General features: G+C 52.6%; 12 protein-coding genes and 1 pseudogene. 4 read left to right on the plus strand and 9 right to left on the minus strand.

Annotated elements, in window-relative coordinates; translation table 11 throughout:
* Positions 1 to 192: 192 nt before the first annotated feature.
* Both HB393_RS23770 and HB393_RS23775 read right to left on the minus strand, forming a co-directional pair.
* Entirely contained in the window at positions 193 to 1,458 is a 1,266-nt protein-coding gene (locus tag HB393_RS23770) for a nucleotide disphospho-sugar-binding domain-containing protein (RefSeq protein WP_213807715.1), read from the minus strand.
* Between the two features lie 231 nt (positions 1,459 to 1,689).
* On the minus strand, positions 1,690 to 3,234 hold the full coding sequence (locus HB393_RS23775; protein WP_213807716.1) for a GMC family oxidoreductase N-terminal domain-containing protein: 1,545 nt from the start codon (positions 3,232 to 3,234) through the stop codon (positions 1,690 to 1,692).
* 175 nt (positions 3,235 to 3,409) lie between these two features.
* On the opposite strand from HB393_RS23775, the gene HB393_RS23780 reads away from it, so the two are divergent.
* On the plus strand, positions 3,410 to 4,576 hold the full coding sequence (locus HB393_RS23780; RefSeq protein WP_213807717.1) for a helix-turn-helix domain-containing protein: 1,167 nt from the start codon (positions 3,410 to 3,412) through the stop codon (positions 4,574 to 4,576).
* A 383-nt stretch (positions 4,577 to 4,959) separates the two neighbouring features.
* Here HB393_RS23780 and HB393_RS23785 read toward each other — a convergent pair whose 3' ends face one another.
* On the minus strand, positions 4,960 to 5,409 hold the full coding sequence (locus HB393_RS23785; protein ID WP_213807718.1) for an RES domain-containing protein: 450 nt from the start codon (positions 5,407 to 5,409) through the stop codon (positions 4,960 to 4,962).
* Positions 5,410 to 5,419: 10 nt separating this feature from the next.
* Positions 5,420 to 5,863, minus strand: coding sequence for an antitoxin Xre/MbcA/ParS toxin-binding domain-containing protein (locus HB393_RS23790; protein ID WP_213807719.1), 444 nt, complete (start codon positions 5,861 to 5,863; stop codon positions 5,420 to 5,422).
* A gap of 1,191 nt (positions 5,864 to 7,054) precedes the next feature.
* On the opposite strand from HB393_RS23790, the gene HB393_RS25715 reads away from it, so the two are divergent.
* Together HB393_RS25715 and HB393_RS23800 are read left to right on the plus strand one after the other, a co-directional pair.
* Positions 7,055 to 11,866, plus strand: coding sequence for a malectin domain-containing carbohydrate-binding protein (locus HB393_RS25715; protein ID WP_213807720.1), 4,812 nt, complete (start codon positions 7,055 to 7,057; stop codon positions 11,864 to 11,866).
* 172 nt (positions 11,867 to 12,038) lie between these two features.
* Positions 12,039 to 13,766 carry a WD40 repeat domain-containing protein gene (locus HB393_RS23800; RefSeq protein ID WP_213807721.1) on the plus strand — a complete coding sequence of 576 codons (1,728 nt, stop codon included), beginning with the start codon at positions 12,039 to 12,041 and terminating at the stop codon, positions 13,764 to 13,766.
* A 49-nt stretch (positions 13,767 to 13,815) separates the two neighbouring features.
* On the opposite strand, the gene HB393_RS23805 is transcribed toward HB393_RS23800, so the two are convergent.
* The 3 genes from HB393_RS23805 to HB393_RS23815 all read right to left on the minus strand — a co-directional run bounded on the left by HB393_RS23805 (position 13,816) and on the right by HB393_RS23815 (position 16,686).
* Positions 13,816 to 14,454, minus strand: coding sequence for a methyltransferase (locus HB393_RS23805; RefSeq protein WP_213807737.1), 639 nt, complete (start codon positions 14,452 to 14,454; stop codon positions 13,816 to 13,818).
* A complete protein-coding gene (locus HB393_RS23810) occupies positions 14,346 to 15,194 on the minus strand; it encodes a DNA repair exonuclease (RefSeq protein ID WP_213807722.1) in 849 nt (282 codons plus the stop codon). The genes HB393_RS23805 and HB393_RS23810 overlap by 109 nt, the downstream gene beginning before the upstream one ends.
* Before the next feature lie 334 nt (positions 15,195 to 15,528).
* Positions 15,529 to 16,686 (minus strand): Fic family protein, encoded by a 1,158-nt coding sequence (locus tag HB393_RS23815; RefSeq protein WP_213807723.1) that lies wholly within the window; start codon positions 16,684 to 16,686, stop codon positions 15,529 to 15,531.
* A 384-nt stretch (positions 16,687 to 17,070) separates the two neighbouring features.
* Here HB393_RS23815 and HB393_RS23820 point away from each other — a divergent pair.
* Positions 17,071 to 17,513, plus strand: a pseudogene (locus HB393_RS23820) (transposase); the annotation flags it as partial.
* A gap of 435 nt (positions 17,514 to 17,948) precedes the next feature.
* Here HB393_RS23820 and HB393_RS23825 read toward each other — a convergent pair.
* Positions 17,949 to 18,326 carry a hypothetical protein gene (locus HB393_RS23825; protein ID WP_213807725.1) on the minus strand — a complete coding sequence of 126 codons (378 nt, stop codon included), beginning with the start codon at positions 18,324 to 18,326 and terminating at the stop codon, positions 17,949 to 17,951.
* A gap of 11 nt (positions 18,327 to 18,337) precedes the next feature.
* A complete protein-coding gene (locus tag HB393_RS23830) occupies positions 18,338 to 23,047 on the minus strand; it encodes an RHS repeat-associated core domain-containing protein (protein WP_213807726.1) in 4,710 nt (1,569 codons plus the stop codon).
* Positions 23,048 to 23,168: the final 121 nt, after the last annotated feature.

Raw genomic sequence — 23,168 nt, forward strand, 5'->3', positions numbered from 1 at the left:
CAACGCCAACACACTTCACCAAATGTACGGAAGAACCCAAATAATTAGCACAGAAGTTCGCCACTTAATTAGAAAAACAACAAGCATCACCAATGAAAGCAAATAAGCCTACTCGGGAGTTTCTTCCATTTCCTCCACGGGAGTCAGTTCTGAACATCCTTGGGGTCCCCTCTAGAACGTGTCGGCGCTGAGTCAGGTTGACCTGAGTCCAAACGCCTCCTCCAAAAGGTCGGCGGCCTTGGTGAGGCCCTGCGTCATCTGGATGTTTTTTTTCAGCCGCAAGGCATTGCTCCGATACTTCGGGTTACCCAGCACTTCGTCCACATGAGCCCTCAAAGAAGACGCCGTTAGTTCCTTCAACGGAATGAAGGTCCCAGTTCCAGTGGCTGCAATCCTGGCCGCTACTCCCGGTTGGTCGTTGGTGATCGGGACTACCACCATGGGGACTCCCTGTGACAAGCATTCAAGCGCTGTATTTAGTCCGCCATGGGTGATGCAAAGGGTGGTTTGCTTGAGCAACTCCAACTGAGGTGCACTGTTCACGATGACAGCATTCTTCGGCAATGATTTAATTTCCCTGACATCCAGTACGGGGCCAACCGAAAGCACCAGCTGCATTCCCGAACGCTCCCCGACTCCCTTCGCAATCGTATTAAACATCTCTGCCAAACCATTTTGAAGGGTTCCGAGTGAAGCATAGATTAACGGATCACCCGTAAGTTGCTCCCACGGAAATCCAACTGAACCGCGGCCCGCACCATCATGGAACGGACCTGTGTAGTGAAATTGCGAAGGCCAGGGTGAAGCGTCAAGATCAAACACCTTTGGGGTTTGGGCTAACCACAAGCGCTTCGAAATGGTCGCAAATGGGTCATCCCAATCTATATCTAGACCCATCCTTTGGGCATATTCGCGCCCCACGGCTTCTCTGGGCGCAAAAATTGGCTTCATCCTCTGAAGGAACTGTCGATTACGAACTAGTCCTTCAGAAGAAGGATCATGCGAAGCGGAAAATGTACAAACTGGTGTGAGACCTGTGAAGTCGAACGGAAGAGCGTTCGAGACAGTGGCATAAGGCATGCCGAGGGACATAGGAACCAGTCCCAATGGATTATTTACCTCGTCCAGCAACACCGCGTCGACTTTGTGTTGTGCAAGGACTTTCGGCAGCCCCACGAACTCATTCCGAGAGATGTCAGCCAATAACTGGAAGGTATATTCAAGAGCCTCCTCCCCTTGGAGTCTTCCTAAGGGCTCGATGAACTTCAGGAAGCCACCGGCGGGATAGGCCTCGGGGCACAACGGCGCGAATGGAAGCTCCGCCGCCACAGCCACGGCTTCCGTATCCATCAGAGAGAGAAATAGAACATCATGTCCGCGTAATTTCATCTGTCGCGCAAGGGAAGCCATTGGGTTGAGGTGGCCCGGAGAGGGAACTCCAACAAAAGCAATCTTCAAGGTGTTGCTCCTTCGATACATCGCTTAGTGCCCAACTCGGATGGTCACTGGGGTCGCAGGTGACGATATTCTCGTCATCCTGTATGGGAGGTGTAAACCGGATTGCCATCGGTGCCACAGGCACGGGATTGCTAGCCGGTATTGCCTAGGATGTGAATGCGTAGTAAATTCGAGAATCGCCTACGCAGCGTTCTTGCCGCCGATTTCTGCGAAGATGATTGATAGCAGCGTCTAAATTCCGTATGTTTGTTTGATCATCTCCGCCGCCCTTTCACCAATCACGACGCACGGCGCCATCGTATTGCCACTGGTAATCTCCGGCATGATCGAAGCGTCGGCTACACGTAGCTTCTCTATTCCGTAGACCTTCAGTCTGCTATCGACCACTGACATTGCATCACGGCCCATCTTCGCGGTACACGACTGATGCCAATAGGTAACGGCCGCATTACGGAAGAAGTTCTCCATTTCCCGGGAACCAAGCTTGCCCGGCATGACCTCACCTTTCACAAGCTTTGCAAAAGAGGAGTTGCTGCCGATTTCGCGACACAACTCAATGCTTGGGATGGCCGCCTTGAGATCGTCCGGATGCGAGAGTGTATTGGCATCGATCAGAATGGGATCGATAACGTTAGGGCCGGAGAGGCGAAGTGAGCCTCGACTTTTCGGATGCGCGAGGCCTGCAAACATGGTCCATCCGTGAGCGGGCACGCCGAGATGGGCGTTTTCAGCACTGGTTATAGGGAACTCTAAATTGCAGTGAAACATGTCGGGCACATCCAAACTCGAATCGCTCTTCCAATACAGCGTCGCTTCGGATGCTCCATTGCCTATCGGCTGCGGCTCTCTACATTCAAAGATGCAGCCGAACGATACGTGATCCTGATGATTCTGGCCAACACCTGGCAGATGCTGAATTACATTGATGCCGTGCCTTTGAAGCTCGTCTTGAGGGCCGATACCGGATTGGAGCAACACCTTAGGAGTATTAATTGCCCCAAGCGAAAGTATGACCTCTTGTTCTGCGTGGTACTGACAGATCTTCCCATCCAGGATGACTTCTATGCCAATAACCGACTTACCCGCGAAAAGAAGCTTGCTGACCAGAGCATGAGTCAGGACCGTTAAGTTCGGTTGGTCGAGCAGGGGATACACATAGCTCCGAAAGATCGAAGAGCGCCGTCCCTTCCGGATAATGAGGTCATTAATCGCCGCGCCGCCTTGGCCTTCCATCATCTCTCCGTTCGGGCTCGCGAAGGTCGGGAGTCCTACAGAACGTGCAGCTTCCACCATGGCAAGAGCAATGGGTTGAGGATTTGAGGCTGACTCCACATAGACAGGTCCTCCCACGCCGCGACGAACTGTATCGCTCTCTCCCTGCCAATTCTCGATTCGCCGATAGATACCGAGAACTGATTCATATCCCCACGCCGCATCCCCCGATAACGCGGCGAAGTTCTCCCAATCATTTTTGTGACCACGAGCCCAAACCATGACATTGATGCTGGAGCTACCGCCAAGCACCTTTCCCATATTGAGGGGAATAGAACGACCGTTCAGGTGGGGATTGGGCTGTGCCGTGAATGACCAGTCACGCTCGGAACCTAAATTCAATGGCCATTGGGACGGATCCATCACCTCGGGAACGTCATCACTACCACCTGCCTCAATCAATAGCACCCGCACCTGCGAGTTTTCGGCAAGTCGCGCTGCTACTACCGAGCCAGCGGGGCCAGCTCCGCAAACGATGAAATCGTAACATCCCTCTGCGGGCATGGAGTTCTTCTTACTCGGAAAATGAATAGACAAAATGACTCCCTCAATTAAATCTCTAGAGCGACCAATAAACCATTGTGATTGCTCTGCTTATTCAAAGTATCAAATCTATCAATTAAGTCAAATATAATGTTTTCATCGATAAAGACTATATTGAAAACAGAGGGAGGAGCTAATGCTTTTTCCTTGGAATCATGCTGATGAATGGAATGTCGAGTTGAGAGAACGGAGCGAAATGGAAAAAACGATTCTGACTACTTCCGAAGTCGCGAGATTGCTGGGCATATCGGTGCGGACGGCCCAACTACTCATCGAAGGAGGATCTCTGCCTTCATGGAAGACTCCTGGCGGGCATCGACGGGTTTACCGAGCGGATATTGTCGCTCTATTGACGAGGTCCAAGCCATCCACCAGCATCTCTTCCTCCGCACGAGTCATTCTCGTCGCTTCGGCTAAGCGTCGCCTTCATTATGAAAAATTGCTTTCCGAAATCGGTGAATGCTTCGTAGAGAGCTACGATGATGTATATTCTGCTTCCTTCGCTGTAGGTTCCCGTCTTCCGGCCATCGTAATTGTCGATCTGAATGAGCGAAGCGAAGACCGACGATCCTTCTTGCGTAAGCTCACGGAAGATCCTGTATTTTCTCTCGTGCGAATCATCGCGATAGGTGGACGACGCGATGCATTGGATAAACTGAAAGATCGGCCTAACTTAACGCGAATTTCGTCATTGGGTTCGCTACCCGATGCTGTCCGCGCTGTTCTGAACGATCCGGCTGAGATAACCATACTCAATGGAAATTTTTCTTTTCCTACTGCTAAGAATGAAGCCCAAAGATTAGCGGCAGTCGAGAGATCGGGCTTGGTCGATACAGTCGCTGAGGATTCGTTCGATAAGCTGACTTGGCTCGCAAGCCATAGCTTGGGGATGCCCATTTCCGTCTTCACAGTGCTGACATCAACCCATCAGTGGTTCAAGTCGCGTCTTGGGTTGGAGATGGAGAAAACTCCAAGAAGTTGGGCCTTCTGCAATCAGACCATCTTACAGAAACATGTATTCTCTGTGGAGAATCTGTCCCTCGATTCGCGATTTGCGGACATTCCCGCAGTGGCTGGTCAACCGAATTTACGCTTCTACGCCGGGGCGCCGGTGATTGATTCCGACGGTTTTGCGTTGGGATCTTTATGCGTAATCGACTATAAACCGCGAGCGTTAGATCAAAATCAAAAACGAACTCTTCTCACCTTGGCGGCTCTCGCCTCTGATGCGGTTCAATTGCGTGCAATCACTCGCCGATTGCAATCCGTTCAGGATGCCCTCCGGGAGAGCAACAATTCATGAAGTGGCAGCGTTGAAAAAGCCGCGACCGCACCTCCGGGATAAGGGGCGACAGCCAAAGTCTGCAGATTCCGAAGTGGCTGCAAAATCGCTTCAACCTTTGGAACCAGCGGTTGGACTAGTCAATCAGACAAGCATTCCCTACAAACAACTGACGATTCCTTGCTGCAAAATCTGTAACAACGAGTAACTCTCCCGGTTGGAGAACACGATAAGAGAGGCCGTATCGCAGGGGCCAGCCGCCGTCGAAGCGCTTCCTCCGGCCACTGTATACATGTGGTTGGCTTCCAACACAGATGTTTCTTCTCTCTCGATTGCCCATCGAGCATGCTCGCCTTCTTCTCCCGGGTTCTAACGAGATGGGGATGCGATGCATTGCTGACCTGCTATTGAAACAAACGAGCGTCGAAGGCATGCTGATAAGTCATGGTAATTTTCAGCAGATTTGCTTCGGTGTGTTGTGGATTTACGAGAAGGTTCCATGTCTCCGGGACAAGCACGCTGGGAACCTGCAGTAGGAGGGAGCGATGCTCGGAGAGCCAACGATCCCCGATGCCTTGGGTGAAGGTAATATCCTCTGTCCAGTCAGGAGGGAATGCACCCGCCTCGACCTGTTCGATGGAGAGCGTATCCGGTCCTTCAATTCTTAACACCTGAAAACGCTCAGGGCGATCCTCGGAGTCGATTTCCATGTGCACCAGGGTTTCGAGTAAGGCCGTTGACGGATTTAAAGTGCAATAGACGACCGGATGACCCTTGGTATGCCAACGACCGGATACATACAGGCCACCCAATCCGTCTAAAGTCTCGTAATTACTGACTCTCCATAGGATCACAGTGCAATACTCAGGCTGCGAATCCGTAATCGAGCTGGAGGAGCATCTCTTCTACCAGGCGCGCCCCAGCCTCGGTCCGCAACATCTCAAGCGGGCTGCGTCCCTCAAAACGAGTCTTTGCCTTGCGGAGCCAGCGCGAGGCTTTCGCGTCGTCGCCAAAAACTTCTTCTGCTAGGGAAGTGACGCGAGCGATTCGGACTGCGCGGTCGGATTCATCGTGGGTCAAAGACTCGCGACGAGTCTTCCGGTGTACCAGAGTTCGCCGTGGAACAATGAAACTATAAATTTCTTCGTCGCTCATTCCATGACTGGAAAGGGATTCCACAGATGTAAGAGGAAGGCGGTCGTCCACCAGACGAGCAAGATCATGGTCTGAACGTAAGGGAGCGACCCCAAGCTTGATCTCAAGACGGCGATAGAACATCGCCGGTTCTCTTTTTACACGAATAGCCATAGACGCTCCCTTGGCAAACTGCCGTAATTATAGCGGCAACTTGCTCGCGGATCAATATGGCAATGATCAATAGGACAATTCTGTGAAGCCGATGGTCGACACTCTTCTGCAGCTGAAACAAAGGCCAGCCTCGGAGGAAAGCCATGTACCCGTCCCAGTCCCCGCCAGTCCCACGGTACGCATCAAGCGAGAGATTTGGCGAGGGAGGCTTTGGATCACGACATTATGGGGATCTCGACGTAAAAGCGGCCGCGCTTGAAGATCGAGGTGCAGGCTCCTCGACTTACCTCCGCTTTACACGGCTAGCCAATTAATGCAACAGAGCTCTTGAGAATATGGCAGGAAATTAATCAAGCTCATCCCAAAGTTGCCGACTCAAGGAGGTTATGGATGCTTGTCTCGGAATTCCAGAAAACCTGTGGATTTCGGGAATAAATGTTGTCGTGTGGGATCTTACCTACAACGGGGCACAGAGAATTTCAGATCATATCCATGGAGGGCGTGTTGCGTCTTCCTGCTTTGGAGGCAACCCTCCATGCACCTACCTGCTACCATCGCCTCACTCGCGAAAGGCCTTCATCGGCTCGAGAAAGCATTTGTGATGCCTGAGTTGGTACTTCATGTATTCCATCTACCGCTGAAGAAATCGAAGCAGATATGAGACCACGAACCATGTGTCCTTTCGATGTCGACGCCCGTTCCTGTCGTCTGCGGATGAATTTTAAATTACAACGCTCGAAAGTCGCGATAACTGCGATTAAAACCTTTGCTTGCATTTCTACCAATGAAAGGAAGCACCTCTTGAAAACTCAGCTTGGCAACTTCAAGTCTTCTGTCCTTCTACTCTGCCTGCTTGGGGGATCAGCGCTCGCGCAGGATGTCACGATGTGGAAGATGGACCCGCAACACACGGGGCTAAATTCTCACGAGACAATTCTGACTCCGACGATCGTTGCGGATAAGACAAAATTCGCGCCTCTATTCTCCCAGAAATTGGATGGACAGGTTTACGGTGCCCCCCTCTTTATGAGCGCCACAACTCTCAATAACTTGCCTGGGACCTTTCGGGATGGCAAGTCGCACAATGTTGTCTATGTGGTTACGCAACATGACAGTGTGTATGCCTTTGATGGTGATGCTCAGAATATTGGTCCGAACGATTCCGCACCCCTGTGGCACACTAGTTTTTTGGTGCCCAATTCCCAATTTGGTACCCCCACGTCGGTACCATCTACCGATGCCAATGGAAACGATATCACCCCTGAATTCGGCATCAGTACGACACCGGTGATTGATCCCGTATCCGGCACGCTCTATGTGGTTTCGCTGCTCAAGTTTCCAGGACAGTCGCTGAACAATCTCTATCGACAGGAAATTCATGCCCTTGATCTAAAGACCGGTCTGGACAAGGTCCCGCCATTCGTGCTCGACGCGAATCTGACGTTTCAGGGCACCGCCAGTTCGAATACTCATGACAGCGATAAGGATCCAATCACTGCGCCTACAGGTCAGATTCCGTTTTCACCATTGCACGAACACCTGCGGGCGGCCATGGCTTTCGATCCGAAGAACCACGTCGTCTACCTGGCCTATGCTTCGCACAGTGACGAGATGCGGTATTACGGTTTGGTGCTCGGCTTCGATAGCTCTACGCTTAAGCTCATCCATAGTTTTGTGACGACCCCAAACGGCGGTGGCATGGGAGGCATTTGGCAAGGTGGAGCTTCGGTAGCCCTGGACGAGGACCAGAACATCCTCTTTGTGACCGGCAATGGTCAATTTGATCGGGATCCCAGCACTGGATCGGTGGATTGGGGCGAGAGTGCGCTCAAGTTACCGGCAGCGATGGCTGGTCAACAACAATTCCAACTCACGATGACGGATACAAACTCTTTTTTTACCCCGTTCAACTGGGCGACCCTGAACAGCGGCGGTGTAGTTAACGGTCATTCCATTAATGGCGATTCGGACCTCGGCGCGGGCGGACCTCTACTGCTGCCTACGCAGCAGGGTGAGCATCCGCACATGATGATGTTCGGCGGCAAAGAAGGTACCTGGTACCTGGTAGACCGGGATACTCTCGGTGGTCTAACAACTGATGCCTCCAATAGCAAACAGCCGATCCAATTGATCCCCGAGCCAAGCTTTCCGCAACTCACACTTACACCAAGTTACTTCAACGGGGCCGTGTACTACGCCTCCAGCGGACACCCCATGGAGCGGCTCAAGGTGGTCTTTGATGCGGTAGATAACGTGACGAAGCTGGAAACAACGCCCACAATGGGTACTGGCGGCAACATCAATGCAAAAGGTGCCTCACCATTTATTACTTCAAACGGTATCTCGAACGGCATCATATGGGCCATTGACGGAAATCTGAAGGCCTACGATGCAAATACCATGCAAGTCCTTTCCACCGGCTTCAACGGAGATATCACAGCTCCGGATAATTCTGGACGATGCCAAACCACTAAATTCAACACTTTGGCTGTTGCGAACGGACATGCGTATTACACCTGCTACTCCGGTGTGAGCCAGGGATTTCTCTTCGTGGCAGGTCTGACAGCCGCGGCAGCGTTACCACCTGCGGCACCGACCGCTCTTTCAGCAAAAGCCGTATCTTCTACAGCAATCAACCTGAGTTGGACGAACAATGCCTCCACCGATCCCTCGTTGGCTGGTTTCCATGTGTCCCGCGCGATCAGCGTCAATGGACCATTTGCGGTGTTGAGTGTATCTGCTCAGGGCACAACATTTACTGATTCGACCGTCTCGCCGAACACGCAATACTTCTACCAAGTGACAGCGTTTAATAGTGCGGACTCGGCTCCAAGTAATATTGCTTCTGCCACGACATTTCCAAGTTACACGCAGCCCGGACTGGTCGGATTCTGGCCCATGGAAGATGTCACGGGCAACGTCGTTAGCGATGCAAGTGGTAACGGTCATAGCGGTTCTCTGCCGACAGGAGGAGAGTCGTTGTTCACCACAGATGGCTACATCAATGGCGCTGTGGCCTTCCATGGCACCAAGATTGCGGACAACATCACGGTTCAGGACAGTCCTGATCTGGACTTCACCGCATCCCAAAGCTTCACGCTGGCGACCTGGGTTCGGTTAGACGCTATCACCGGAGTGGAGCAGCCGATCGTTCTTAAGTCGGCCAACAATGGCAATGTCTATGGATTGCTTTTCAATGGGAATAACCAATTTGTGATGCGCGGACCAGCTGGCGATGTTGCTGGCTCAGTAGCGACAAAGGGGGTATGGGCGCATGTAGCCATGGTGCAGGACGGAACCGCCCGTACACGCACTCTTTATGTGAACGGTGGAGCCGTGGCCCACGATGTGGCCCAGGATGCGAATGGACCCGGAATACTGGAGTGGGGCGAAGAAGATCTGCCTGCAGGAAGCGATAATGTGCAGTTTGGCTTTCAGGGCGTGATCGACGAGACGCGGCTGTACGGCCGTGCGCTCTCCGCGTCGGAGATCGCGGATCTGCTTCCAGTGACATTGCTGGATGCCAGTTCCACGCTGTCTCCGAACACTCCTGACCAGCTTGGCACAACCTTGTTCCCGAGCAAGTCCCCTGTTAGCGAGGCTCGCATCAGCAATACCGCAGGAAGCTACGCGGTGGTTGCGCACTTTGCGAAGGCAGTGACAGGCATTTCGCCCACGCTGACCCTGCAGAGCGGTGCTCAGGTTCAAGGAGTTGTAGGCACACCCACTTATGATTCCACCCAGACGAGTGTTTCAATTCCATTGACCGGCGTTTCCAATCGGCAGCAATTGAATCTACATCTGGCGGGAATTCTAGCCGTCGATCACACCTCCGTTGTTCCGGGCACTGCAAACATCGTATTTCAGGTGCTTACGGGGGATGTGAATGGTGATGGTACCGTCGATAACAAGGACGTTGTACTAGAAAATGCCAGTATTACCAATGCTTCAGTCCTGCCGAGCAACGCCGCGTTCGACATCAATGGCGATGGTTTGCTCAACAGTGCTGACGTGAGCCTACTTTTAGGTCAGACTCCCGGCGGCCAAACTCCGCCTGCAGCACCCGCAAACCTCATCGCAACCGTGGGTACGTCAAGCGTTAGCCTGAGTTGGAGTCCAAGCGACAACGGTACTTCCTACACCTTGTTCCGCGGCACTTCTGCGGGTAATGAAATTCAACTGATGCAGAATCTGACGGGGACTCAGTTCACCGATAACAATGTGATCTCGGGTACGACCTACTTCTACAAAGTGGAGGCTGTGAACGGAGCCGGACCATCTTCCTTCTCAAACGAGGCGCAGGCCGCCCTGCCAGGTAACAGCCAACCAATTGGCAGCGCCGTTGTGCGGATTGACTCTGGCAGCACGACAGCCGTGGGCTCATTCATAGCAGACGAGTTTTTCAGCGGTGGCAACACGTCGAACGTTGGGGATCCAATTGACGTCTCAAGGGGACAAAATCTTGCGCCCATGGCGGTTTATCAAAGCAATCGATTCAACACCTTCACCTATACCATTCCGAATCTTACTTCGGGTAAGGCCTATATCCTGCGGCTCCATTTTGCCGAGACCTTCTGGACTGAAGCAGGTAAACGGTTATTCGATATCCTGGTCAACGGGCAGACTGTCCAATCCAGCTTCGATATCTTCGCCGCAGCGGGGGGCAAAGATGTTGCTATCTCCGTTGATTATCCCGTAACGGCACAGAATGGCCAGGTCGCTATTACCTTCCAAACTGTTACAGACAACGCTTTGGTAAGTGGTGTGGAGTTGTTCAACACTGCGGCGGAGACTCCCGGAATTTCGGCGGTTTACCAGGTCGATTCGGGCAGTTCCGTCTCAGCCGGCACTTTTTCTGCAGATAGCTCCTTCTCAGGAGGAAACACCTCGCAAACCAATGACACCATCACCACGACGGGAGTAAAAAACGCAGCACCGGCCGCTGTCTACCAAACCAACCGCTTTGGTACCTCAACATACACATTCACTGGGCTGAAAACTGGCAGCCCCTACACCATCCGGTCGCACTTTGCGGAGACCTACTGGACCGCAGCAGGCTCACGTCTTTTCAATATCCTGATCAATGGCCAGGTTGCACAGTCGAATTTCGACATCTTCGCAACCGCCGGCGGCAAGGATATTGCAACGACTCTGGACCTGTCTGCTACAGCACAGAACGGCCAGATCACGGTGCAGTACCAGACTGTAAAGGACAATGCACTGGTGAGCGGCGTTGAGGTCATCGGCGACGGAAGCATGATGGCGCGACCAAATCCACCGACATCTCTGCATGCCGCAGCTGGCGTCGGTCGGGTTTCACTTTCGTGGGCTTCAGCGGTAAGCGGGACATACAACGTTTACCGTGGCAATGGGGCGGGAACGGAAGCAACCACTCCGATTGCTTCGGGACTAACGGGTACATCGTTTATTGACACGAACTTGGCAAACGGGCAGACCGTCTACTACACAGTTCAAACCGTCACCGCCACCGCCACATCGCTTGCTTCGAGTGAAGTAAGCGCGACTCCCGAAGCATCATCGACTGGCGTGCCTGTCTACCGGATCGCCGCTGGAAGTGCCATGCCCGTCGCACCCTTTCAGGCAGACGCATTTTTCGCTGGCGGAGGCACTTCCGCTGGTCCTGGTACCCCGAATCTGTCCGCAACAGTCAATCCAGCTCCGGCACAGGTCTATCAACAGGAACGTTCTGGAGGAACTATTACCTACACGCTCCCGAACCTTGTTGTTGGAACCAGCTACAAGCTGCGGCTCCACTTCAACGAGTTCTACTGGAAGCAGGCTGGTCAACGCGTCTTCAATGTCATCGTCAATGGTGATACTGTTTTGCCGAACTTCGACATTATCGCGGCGGCCGGAGCTCCGGAAACTGCGATCGTAGAGGAGTTCACAGTTCAACCGGATACAAACGGCAAGGTTACAGTCACCCTTTCGGGAGCAATGGCGGATCAGCCGAAGATCTCCGCACTTGAACTCTATCGCTAACCCCTATCTGAAGCAGCCGCTCTCTGAGCGCTGCTTCAGATAGATTCTGCAGAGAACGCCCGCGATACTTGCGAGCGTTCTCTGCATTTTCTTCGAGCCATGCATCACCTTGGAAGGTGCGCGTACAGCGTCACCAAAGCTAAGTCCTCTATAAGAGGAATCAAGGACACTCATGAAAAAACTCTCTCTGCCAATCTCCCTCTGTAAGACGTACCGACGTACCCTCAACGCCGCCGCATGTGTCGCTGCATTGGGGTTCGCTGTGTCTCAGGCGATATCCCAGGAGCATCCGACGATCACCTCTGCGCCCTTCCCTTCGATTGTGGCCAAAGCGGCTTCTCCTGTCGAGGGTTCAAATCTGGCGCCCGCCGCGTACATCCACTATCTGCTGGCTCTAAGATTCGCGACGGACGGAATCAAACACGAGGCACTTCGCGAAGCTGCGGCAAGTCTTCGCGTGCAGCGTGAGGGAAACCCAACGGCTGCCCTTGCCTTTCAACTCCTCGTCGAGCAACGTCAGAACATCCACATCAGACTATGTTGCGTAACTGCGAACTTTGTTGGAGCCAGATACAGCGCGGACGGCGCCAGCATTCTGGCGGCACTCGATGACAACACCGTAAGCGTCTGGGATGCGCACACAGGAAAGCAAACGGCTGGACCAATGCATCACGATCATGATGTCCTTGCGGTGGCCTGGAGCCTCGACGGACGCCGGCTAGTTACCAGTTCGAACGACGCGACAATCCGTCTATGGGACGCAGGCAACGGTCAACTCCTGCATCCTCCATTCCACGCAGTAAAGCCTCTCGCTCATGTAGCGCTTAGCCCGAATGGCGAGCGAGTGTTAGGGAGTGAAGGGGGAGAAGTCTATTTGTTGGATGCCATGACCGGCAAAGTTCTCTCGCCGAAAATCAAATATCACGACGATGTAAATGTCGTTGCCTTGAGCAATGACGGAAAATACGCGCTGGTTGGCACTGATGATGACTTCGCCGAGATTCTGGATCCAATGACCGGCAAACGCCTGCATCGTCTGGCGCATGGCAATGCAATCTTCAGCGCGACATTTAGCCCAGACAGCCGATTTGTACTCACCAGTTCGGGAGATCACACAGCAAAGATCTGGGATGTAAGCACAGGTGCGCAGCACGGAGGAGACTTTACGCAGGCCGCACCCATCAGCGATGCAGAGTTCAGCCCCGATGGCATGCAGATCTTAACCATGTCCCACGATCACACAGCTCGCGTGTGGGACGCGCACACTGGCCGGGCGCTTAGTCCTTTACTGCAACACAGCGCGGCGCTCATAGATGGTGGCTTCAGCGCTGACGCTTCGTTCGCTTTTACTCGAGGGCGTGATCAGTCGATGCGCGTATGGAGCGCCTCAACGGGAGAAGCCATGATGTTACCCATCCACTACAACAGCAATAAGAATAGCGCCGAGTTTAGCCCAACTGATCCGTCGCTACTGATTACCGACGGCAACAGTGCGGAAATTCTGGACCTGCCTCCGAGTGACATCGCGCCGGTGTGGCTCGCTGATTTGGCAGAGTTCACGGCAAGCCGCTCACGCTTTTCTCAGTCTGCTCCGCACGATCTCTCCAAGATAGAGAAACTGCGCGTCGATTTGCTTGCGTCGCAGCTGGATGATCTTTGGACGCGATTCGGTAGGTGGTATTTCTCCGCACCAAATCAGCGTACTGTGTCCCCCTGGAGCAAACTGTCACTGCAGCAATATATCGATCAACTTCTCGTTCTAAATACAAAGGAATCGCTAAGCTATGCCCGGCAGATTGCCTTCGAGCATCCGGCATGGATGCTGAAGATTGATGCGGCACAAAAGGCTATCTCCACCAAGACATCCCATCCGGAGACGACAGGTGGAACTATGCAGTGACGAACCAGATGAAACTTGAGTTCACCAAGCGGAGAAGGAACACAATCACTCATACCTTTGCGATCAGAATGCTGAACGAACCATGAGTTCGAACTACCTCTTCAAGTTCGAATCCAGCGGCCGAGAGTAGGTCACTGTATTCCTTCTCCGTGCGCTCGCGCCCCCCGGTAATCGCCAACATGAGCAAGTCAATCCATTTGCCCGCAACAAGTTTGGGCGTGTCTGGAATTATTTCCTCCAAGAGGATAAGGCGAGCGCCGGGTTTCATGGACTCCCGAATACTAACAAAGAGAGCTACGGCTTCTGCTTCAGGCCAATCGTGGATGATCCACCGCAGCATGTATGCATCGGCACCCGCTGGCACGCCCTGAAAGAAATCCCCACCGACAGGTTCCAATCGTTCATGTGAAGTTGCTTGCTCTACCACATTCGGCTGATCAAACAGAATGCCACGACATGATGGATAAGCTTCAAGAATATCCACCAACAGACCGCCGGTTCCACCGCCGATATCAGCAAGAACCGGGAAACGGCTCCAGTCATAAGACTTTGCGACTTCGGGAGAGTTATGTTTGCCTATCAAGCGCATGGCTTCATTGAAGATGGCGCCTGCCTCTGGGTTGCGGCGATAAAACTCCCAGAAATTACATCCGTGAACGTGATCGAAGGCGGTTTCGCCAGAGTGGATACTGCCTCGGAGTCCCGCCCAGCCTTCATATACTCCGCCACCGGCTGAAAGTTGCGTCCGGACCCATTGTCACCGCACTCGCGGATGTTGCGTCCTTGCAAGTTGCCCGGGAAAACAATTCGAGGCTGGTCATTGAGCTGTTCGTAGGTGTGGACATGACCCAGCGCCCAATACTGATAGCCCCGCTGAATTAACTCTTGAACGCGACATGGAGCGTAGTTGGCATGAGGAGGCCGACCATCACACGAGGTATGCAAAACACCAATGTTAAACCAACCAGTTTCGGGGGCCGGGTATGTGCTCGCCAGATTCTCCGGGACAGCACGGTTGGCAAAACTACGACCGTGCAAAGCGACCTTAAGCTCTGGAATTCTCATGGTTTCGGCTGTTCTCGTGCTGAAAACATGGACAGACTTCGGCAGTGTAACAGCGCTGGTGATGACACTCTCGGCATCGTGATTGCCGCGGACCAGATATACGGGTATACCCTCTCGCTCGAGGCGGGCTGTCTCGCGGTTGAAGAAGTGGCCAATCGTTGTGTCTTTCCAGTCACCGTCGTAGACGTCTCCCGCAATGACAACAAAATCGACGTCCAGCTCGATTGCCCGTGTGAATAGGTCCTCCAGAGCTTCGCGACTTGCTGCGGCGACAGGAAGTGCGAGTCCCAGGTCAGACGAGGATAGCCCCACGAAGGGGCTACCCAAATGCAAATCGGCGGTATGTATAAAGGAAAAGGTCATCTGGCTATCCAGACTATATTGCCTACCTTTGTACTTCACCTTTTCTTTCCGTCACAAATGGCCCCCCAAGCTCAACTTTGTTACTTTGGGCAAAGTAGCTATAGCCTACGCTAAACGGATTCATGGAGCCGAAGCGCTTCCAACAGTCTGGATCGTCTTCATAGATTCCCGCCGAGGGCTGGTTGCTCGTGAGCTTACGAACGTTGAAATCGATGTGCTTCTGTTCGTGGCCTTCCGGATGCTGCTCGCCCTACAACACCAGCACACCTGAACAGTTAGGCAAGTTTTTGTTTCGCGGCCCCCCAATATTCTAAGTCGCGAGTCGTCGATTAACTCATTCGGCAATAGAGCCGGTAAGGTTGGCCGGCTCTTCGAGGATATCGAGTAACGCTTGCGCGCAGTAAACGCGGTCGCGCTTGGCATCTGTCGCCCGTTTTAGAATCCCTCCGCGTTCCAGCCGCCCTATTGCTCTCTGTGCCGTTGTGAAGGCGACACCGAGTTCGCTGGCGATGCCCGTGGCAGTAATGAAAGGATTGGCGGCCAGCAGATCGACGATCCGCAAGGGAGTATTGGTGGACTCGCCAGCGAGCTCTCGTTGCCATTGGGCAAGAATTACGTTAATACGACTGGCACGGCTCAAGGCGTCTTGAGATGTGCGAGCGACTCCGATCAGGAAGTATTCGAGCCAATCGTTCCAGGCTCCACTCTCACTTACGCCTCGCAACCCCTCGTAGTAATCGCGCCGTGTCGCTTCAAAGAACGCAGACAGGTACAACAGTGGAGCAGGCAGAATCTTTTGCTCGATCAAGAACAGCGTAATCAACAAGCGGCCCACCCGCCCATTGCCGTCCAGAAATGGATGTACAGCCTCAAATTGGTAGTGAGCTAGGGCAATCGTGACCAGCGGCGGCAGATCGGATTCGTAAAGAAACTTCTCCCAAGCCGCAAGACAGGGTTCGATTTCACCGGGCGGAGGGGGGATGAAGGACGCGGTTGCCAATGTGCTCCCTGGCCTCCCAATCCAGTTCTGCGATTTTCTAAACTGGCCCGGTGTCGCCCTATCACCTCTCACATCCGTCATGAGCTTGCTGTGCAGTTCCCGGATGAGACGGACGCATAGAGGCAATTTGTTGAGCCGGGCTATTCCATGTTCTAGCGCAACAATATAATTCCCGACCTCACGGAGATCTTCTGGGCTGCGATCTACGACGGCCCCTGCTTCAGCAGCCAGCAACTCACCCAAGGTGGCCTGAGTTCCTTCAATCTTGCTCGAGAGGACAGCCTCTCGCCGGATGAAGGGGCGGATGAGGACGTGGGGATTCGGCAGTCGTCCACCTTCGCCAGCCAGCCTGCCGATCATACGATCAGCGTCGGAAAGCGCCCGGATGAGCCGAGGCGTCCAGTCAAAGGCGGGAGGGAGAGGTGCCGGGATGAAGGCACTGTAAGCGCCTTGTGAGACTTTCCGGCCGGGCGACTTGTTTGGTTCATTCATGGTTTTCAAGGGCGCTAATAGCATCGCGTCTCTATTATCGTTATATATAGTAATCGAAAATAACTGGCTGAGCTATTAGCGTCACCCCGACAGTGCTCGGCGATCTAAATGGATCGGAGTATTTGCGCGGGAAATGGTCTGCTCCTGGCGGAACCTCAATAAGGGGAAATTTGTACTTCATAGTCTTCGGAGGAGCGGCGATCAAGCACCGCAGGAGATTCGAAATGGATTCTTGCGCCGTTCGAATTTGGCGACGGTCCAGGCCAAAATCGGCCAAGATTTTGGCCCACCTCCTAGACCACAAGGCATCTTCGACCGATCACCGCGGATCTGCCAAGGCGGTCCATTTCACAAAGAAAGTTACAAGACCGCCTACATGTTGCGTTGCGAGCTTGGTTCGACGCGACACTTCAGACACTCTCGACCAAGAGCGGCATGGCCGCAGCGATCCGCTACGCGATCTCGGGATGGACCGCGCTCAATCGCTACCTCGACGATGGAGCAGTCGAGATCGACAACAACGCCGCCGAACGCGCGTTGCGCGTCGTGGCGTTAGGTCGGAAAAATTATCTCTTCGCCGGATCCAACCGGGGAGGCGAACGCGCCGCCTTCTACTCGCTCATCGGATCGGCCAAGCTCAACGGACTTAATCCGGAGCTCTATATTCGCTATGTCCTCACCCGAATCGAGATCACCCCATCAACCGCATCGCCGAGCTGTTGCCCTGGAATATCCCACTGATACACACAAAATCCATCCGACCGACGCCTGATAAGTGTCCACCTAAAATAAGTGGACACTTCGACGACTCACCACACCATAGCTAAACAGTCCAGATGGGAACGTCACACGCTTACTGAAAATAGCCCGGCTTCACATCTTGGAAGAGAGTTCTTCCGTATCCTTCGCAACCGGGATCTTATTGCTGGCCAGAGTGGCTTGAAGCCGCAAGGCGGACTTCAGCCGAGTCTTCCTGTGGGGCGTTACCATCGCTGTCGACCCGGACTATTGATCTGCTCCAGATCCCCGCCACTCTTCCGGCACGGCTTCGCGCAGGTTCGGCGGAGGTCGTGGGCGCCGAAGTGCTCGAGCTATTCCGACATTCGAGTGCAGCGTGACATCAGCGCGGCTACTTGCACAGTCGCCGCAGCATACTGTCCCGCCCTGGCTCGACCTGCTGACAGTTCTGACTTTATTTGGAGCAACCAAATACACAAAAGTGAGAATATATCGTAGTTGTATCGATCCCCATGATTGCTCATTCAAGATTGATCTTTTCGCCGACGTCGCAGGAATTCATAAATAGACAAGGAGGAAAAGAGCAGGAAAAAACCTAACCCAATAGTGTCTCCGACATCCCATTTTTCGCGCATCGCTTGAACAATGGCGACGATGGCACTCGCGGCAAAGGATACTAAGAGCCATATTATTGAAAAGCCTGCCTTGTCAGATTTTCCGTTACGAACATCCTGTCCACGTTTCCTATTCCACCAAAGTAATAGGCCCGTGACCGAACCGAAAGCGGTCATTATCGCTAGAGAAACAGTCTCCAGCGACGCATATCCTCTCATAACGACGAGGACCGCTAGCAATATTGCCGTACTAGTCCACGCAAGTAATAACAACAGCTGTTTTTTCATACAAAAGCTCCTCAGTGACAGCCAATAGGAATACCCACCTGTTTAGCCGCATTAACAGCGGTTCCAGTAGCGCTGAGCGGATTAAAGGAGCCACCTAGACCGCCCTTAAGTCCAAACAACCCAAAATTCTCAAAGCGTGCTGCATTTGAAGCCGCAGTAAGATTTCCATTTGTTGCGAACAGGGTTGTCAAGCCCGCTACTGATCCTACGGCCGAACTAACCGATGCCGCTTGCTGAAACAAGCTTGGGTTTGAAGAAAACGCTCCTACCGTTTGGATTAATCCGGATGTGAGATTTCCCGCCCCGCTATAGACCCCGTAAAGTGCCAGTGCGGTTCCTATACCGGAGCTTCCCACCTCGACTCCGGCTGCACCCGTGAATTTGCCCGCAGCAAGTGCGAGGTTTAGGACTCCACTTCCCAAAAGTTGAGCTCGCTGTCCAACGCTACACGGTTTACCGGTGTTATTTGGGGCACTGGCACCACCCTTGCTGCCAGAACCACCCCCAGGACCACCACCAGGTCCGCTACCACTATCTATGCAGTTAGTTTCCGTGCCATTAAACTCTCCATTGACGGTGAAAGTTAAGGTTATGCAGTTTAACGCCAAGCCCAGAGGATCTACCGCTGATAGGGGCCGATTCATGACATATGAATAGCGGTTGAAACTCTGTGGTTCGAGCGAGTCATAGGTTCCGTCGTAAGGATCTGGGCTCATCCAGCGACCCTGCGTTGGCGAGTACTGGCGAAACCGGGCATGATCGGTGTTGGAAGCAGAATCATAGTCGAGAAGGGCGAAGTGACGGTTGTCCTGATCGGCATAGGGAAGGAGGACATTCGTTGAGTAGCCATCACCAAAAGATAAAGAGTTGTCGGCCTCCGCAACTTGTCCCTGATAATTTGTCCTCATACGTTCGGTTCCAAGAACATCTTGATGTTCGAAGAAAGTTTGCCCATTGAAGGCGCGAACAGCAAGCGGCTTACCGTCCCAATAGATGCGTCCCTCATCTCCAAAACTGTTGAGCAAAACATTCCAGCGCGAGACATGTTTGCCCGCGAAATCGAAAACATATTCGAATGTCGAATTGGCAGTTTGCTCTCGAGCCCGGCGGTTCATTGCATCATAAGTATATTGTGCGGTGTTGCCACCATCCATTGTTAGGACATTACCTTCTGCATCATATTGGTAGGTATGTTGACCGTCGAAAGTTAGATTTCCCGCAGCGTCATAGGAATAGCCTGTACTACTGATCCGATTGGTCGCGGGATCGAAACTCAAATTAGGCTGCGGCCCACTGCCTTGCGTCACTGTCTGTGCCCAGCGGTTGCCATAACGATCATAAGTGTAGCTAAAATTGCTTTGATCACCGTTGTTGATTCGTATTGAGGATGTAAGCCTATCGAACTCGTCGTAGCCAAACCATCTCGAGGCACCTAATACCGTATCGTCCATCGCTGTAACTCTGTCCCCGGAACGATAGGCATCTGTGCCGTAAAGTTGCCCCCCGCAGTTGAATTGTGCTGGGCCACTGCAGACCCATTGCGCAAAGAATCTCCCAGAGGTGTCGTAGGCTTTATAAATATTTAATCCGTTACCGAGTGTGTAGCTGATCGGTCCATTAGGTCCATTGACAACATTTGACACGAGGTTGGGAGGGTTGTAGCTATCCGTGTAATTTAAGTTGGTTATGGATGTGACTTCACCCGCCGGGCTGCGAGAATAGACAATTCCTCCAGTAGCACCGTCGGTTTCACTCGTAAGATTCCCTACCAAGTCATATGTGGCCGTAACGCCGTGATCCTGTGTTGCGTTGCCACAGCCAGAGGGTAGGCATTGATACAACTGAGTCGGTTGCCCCATCAGGTCGTAGCTGTAAATGGAGGTCGCCTGATTGGGATTGGAGCCTCCCTGGGCGTACGAGAGCATGCCTTTTACATTGCTTTGACCTTCGACCCATCCGGCAGGTGCGTCAAAACCAAAATACCTGCTGGGTGTTATGCCGTCGTCAGAAGTGATAGACCGCAGTCTGCTTAGCGAATCAAGTTGCGTCGTCGTTGTGGTCAGAACAGCTGGATTTATCTGATTTGCTCGAGGTCTCTTGCGCGTCACCACAAGCCCTGCGCTGTTGTAGCTATAGCTGTAGTTTGTTGTCCCTCGTTCGGGTTCAACCATTTGGATAATGCGTCCAGCCGAATCCGTCGTAATCACTCTCAACTGTGCTCCCTGCGTAATGGTGGTTGAGTGGGCCGCAAGATCATATGAGTAGCTTGTGAGGAAACCAGTGCCAGAAATATCCATACCGCATACAACAGGCGATCCCGATCCGGGCATACTACTATTAGACGAGATTTCACAGACACTCGATATGCGACCGAGCAAATCATATTGAGTGATTCTCTGAACACCATTCACATCAGTGATCTTTTCTGCTCGCCCGTTGTACTGATATTGGGTGGTTCCATCCGGAGTCGTCAAACTCGTTACCCGGCCAAGGGCATCGTAGACATAGCTGGTGCCGTTTCCGGAACACCGTTTCGGTGTTCCCCATCCATCCCCTTGGTATTGGACTGATTGAAATTGGAGCAGACCCGCGGCATCGTAACAATAATCGGTTTGATACCACGGATTGCTGGACTGTCCATTCGCCACAGCGACGCGGCTCGGCCGACTATATCCATCGACTAGTGTTTCAATACCGGCAGCGGTTCCATTACCCATAGGCTGGTATCGACCTATCTGGTTCGGGCTTTCGTAGTTTATTTGGACCTGACCCCCGTTAGGCAGGGAGACAAGTGATGGACGAAGTAGTCGTTCATATTGTGCTATTTGCGTGATTTGGCCCGCATTCATACCAGTCGCAGAGATCAGAGCGCCCGTCTGTTGATCGTAGCTCGCAGATGTTGCGAGTTCGACACCGCTTAATGGTGTCGGAAGAGTGGTAGAAGTCACGAAGGTCTGCGTTGAGTCATAGCTATAATGCGTTGTCCCGTTCGGTGTTGTGGTGGAAATGGGGGCTCCTGTGTCGTAATATGTCATTGTCGTATCAATAACTCCACTTCCATTGGAAGAAGCCGACGTCAGATTTCCTCTTGCTCCCGTGACCGCTAGATGCTGCGGTATTCCTGATGTGAAAGTGGGAGATCCCTCGTCATACCCATAGTTGGATGAAGAAATGGTATTGTTTGAGCTATCTCTGACAAGTACCGATGCGACTTCCGCAAGAGCGTTATAGCTCACTAACATGGACTCCAAGTTCGAGCTGCTGTTCTTTATTGCTGACGATGTCAGTAAGCCATTTGCGCTATATGTATTATCTATCTCCATTGGGCTGCCATTGTTGTAGTTGTTAATTACAACCGTGCTTGAAATCGGCAAAGCAATTGCAGCTCCGTCGCAGTTGGGGCGAGCACCGTTATAGCAGGTGAATTGATCCAGCAAATTCGATCCACCCATCGCGCCCTGATAGATCTGCCTGTGAGTCTCGTAAAAGGAACCGCCGACGATAGTGAATTGATATAGGGTTTGGTTGTTTTTCTCGTCTTGGAGTATGGTGGCAGTAGCATTGCTGTTGATAGGTGAGCGGTTGTAGCTTCTCGTTCCATCCGTCGTCGTGCGCGTCAGACTCCCGACGGTGCCGTCTGCGTTTATACCGCTCCCATTGCAACCACCGCTATAGGTATAGTTGATCGTTCCCCCTGTGGGCAGCGTGACTGAAGCTAACCTGCCGGTGACGGACCCACTCATTGCAGGAGTAACTTCATAAGAAAAGCTGTAGACTCCTCCGTTAGCAAGAGTGATGTGATCCAGGAGATCGACGCCGTTTGCCCCGTATTCTGCGATACCGGGGCAACTAAAATTAGTCTGCACGGTATATGTTCTATAGTACTGAGTCGCCGTCGCTGTTGCGGCACCGTCCGCTTGCAATGTCACTGGATAGGTGAAGGTACGAGGACTCGATGCCGAACCAGATCCCGCAATGGTCAATGCGTGGGTACCTAAAGTGTCCGTGAAGACTCCGCTTCCATCTGTCGAGATTTGATTGCCGTTTGTATCCGTGACATTTCCCGAACCTCCGGTAGTGTTAACAGGGGGAACAAAGCTGCTGCCTCTCGCGTCGGTGATCACAATGTCTGTGTAGTTCGTTACGGTAATCTTGTAGCCAGAACCATCACTTGCCATAGCCGTTAAATTAGGACGATTCGCACCCGTCTGCCCGTGACAGTTTCTATTGTCAGCTGTTTGGCTACTCCCTGTGCCTGTGAATGTATGCGAAACGCCTACAGCGTCGACATAGACGAAAGGCTGATAGATATAGTTCGTGCAATCGATTGAAACTTGATGCCCATTCTGGCTCGTTCTGTAGACTTCTGGATCTGCCTCCACTTCATAAGTAGCATATCCAGTAATGACGGCTGTATCAGCTAACCAACCAAAGCTTTGTGATGGTGTCCAAGCGTTGACTCCACTTGCCCCCGTAGCGGACCAAATGAGGCTATCGTACCCAAGATTGTAGCTAAACTGTATTCCGCGCCCCGGCTTTGAAAATACTGGAATGCTGAAATGCACATTTAGATTTCCGATATTGATGGAGTCAAAAACTCGGTTGTCAAATGATCCGAAGGAATATATGCCAGTCCCACCAGGTTGTCCCATCAGGAAAGAGGAAGCGCCAAAGAAAAGCACAAAAACACAGCATAAACGTAACGTGCAGGCCATGGCCATAAACCTCCGACAACCATAAAGTTATTCAATTGAGGCGTTAGTGATATTCAACGTGAGTTGGAGGGTACGCTGAATGTACCTTTCAATGTGAAAGGGCAACATAATGCCATCGGTCCGGCGG

The organism is Granulicella sp. dw_53 (genome assembly GCF_018449545.1).
Classification (GTDB): Bacteria; Acidobacteriota; Terriglobia; order Terriglobales; family Acidobacteriaceae; genus Edaphobacter.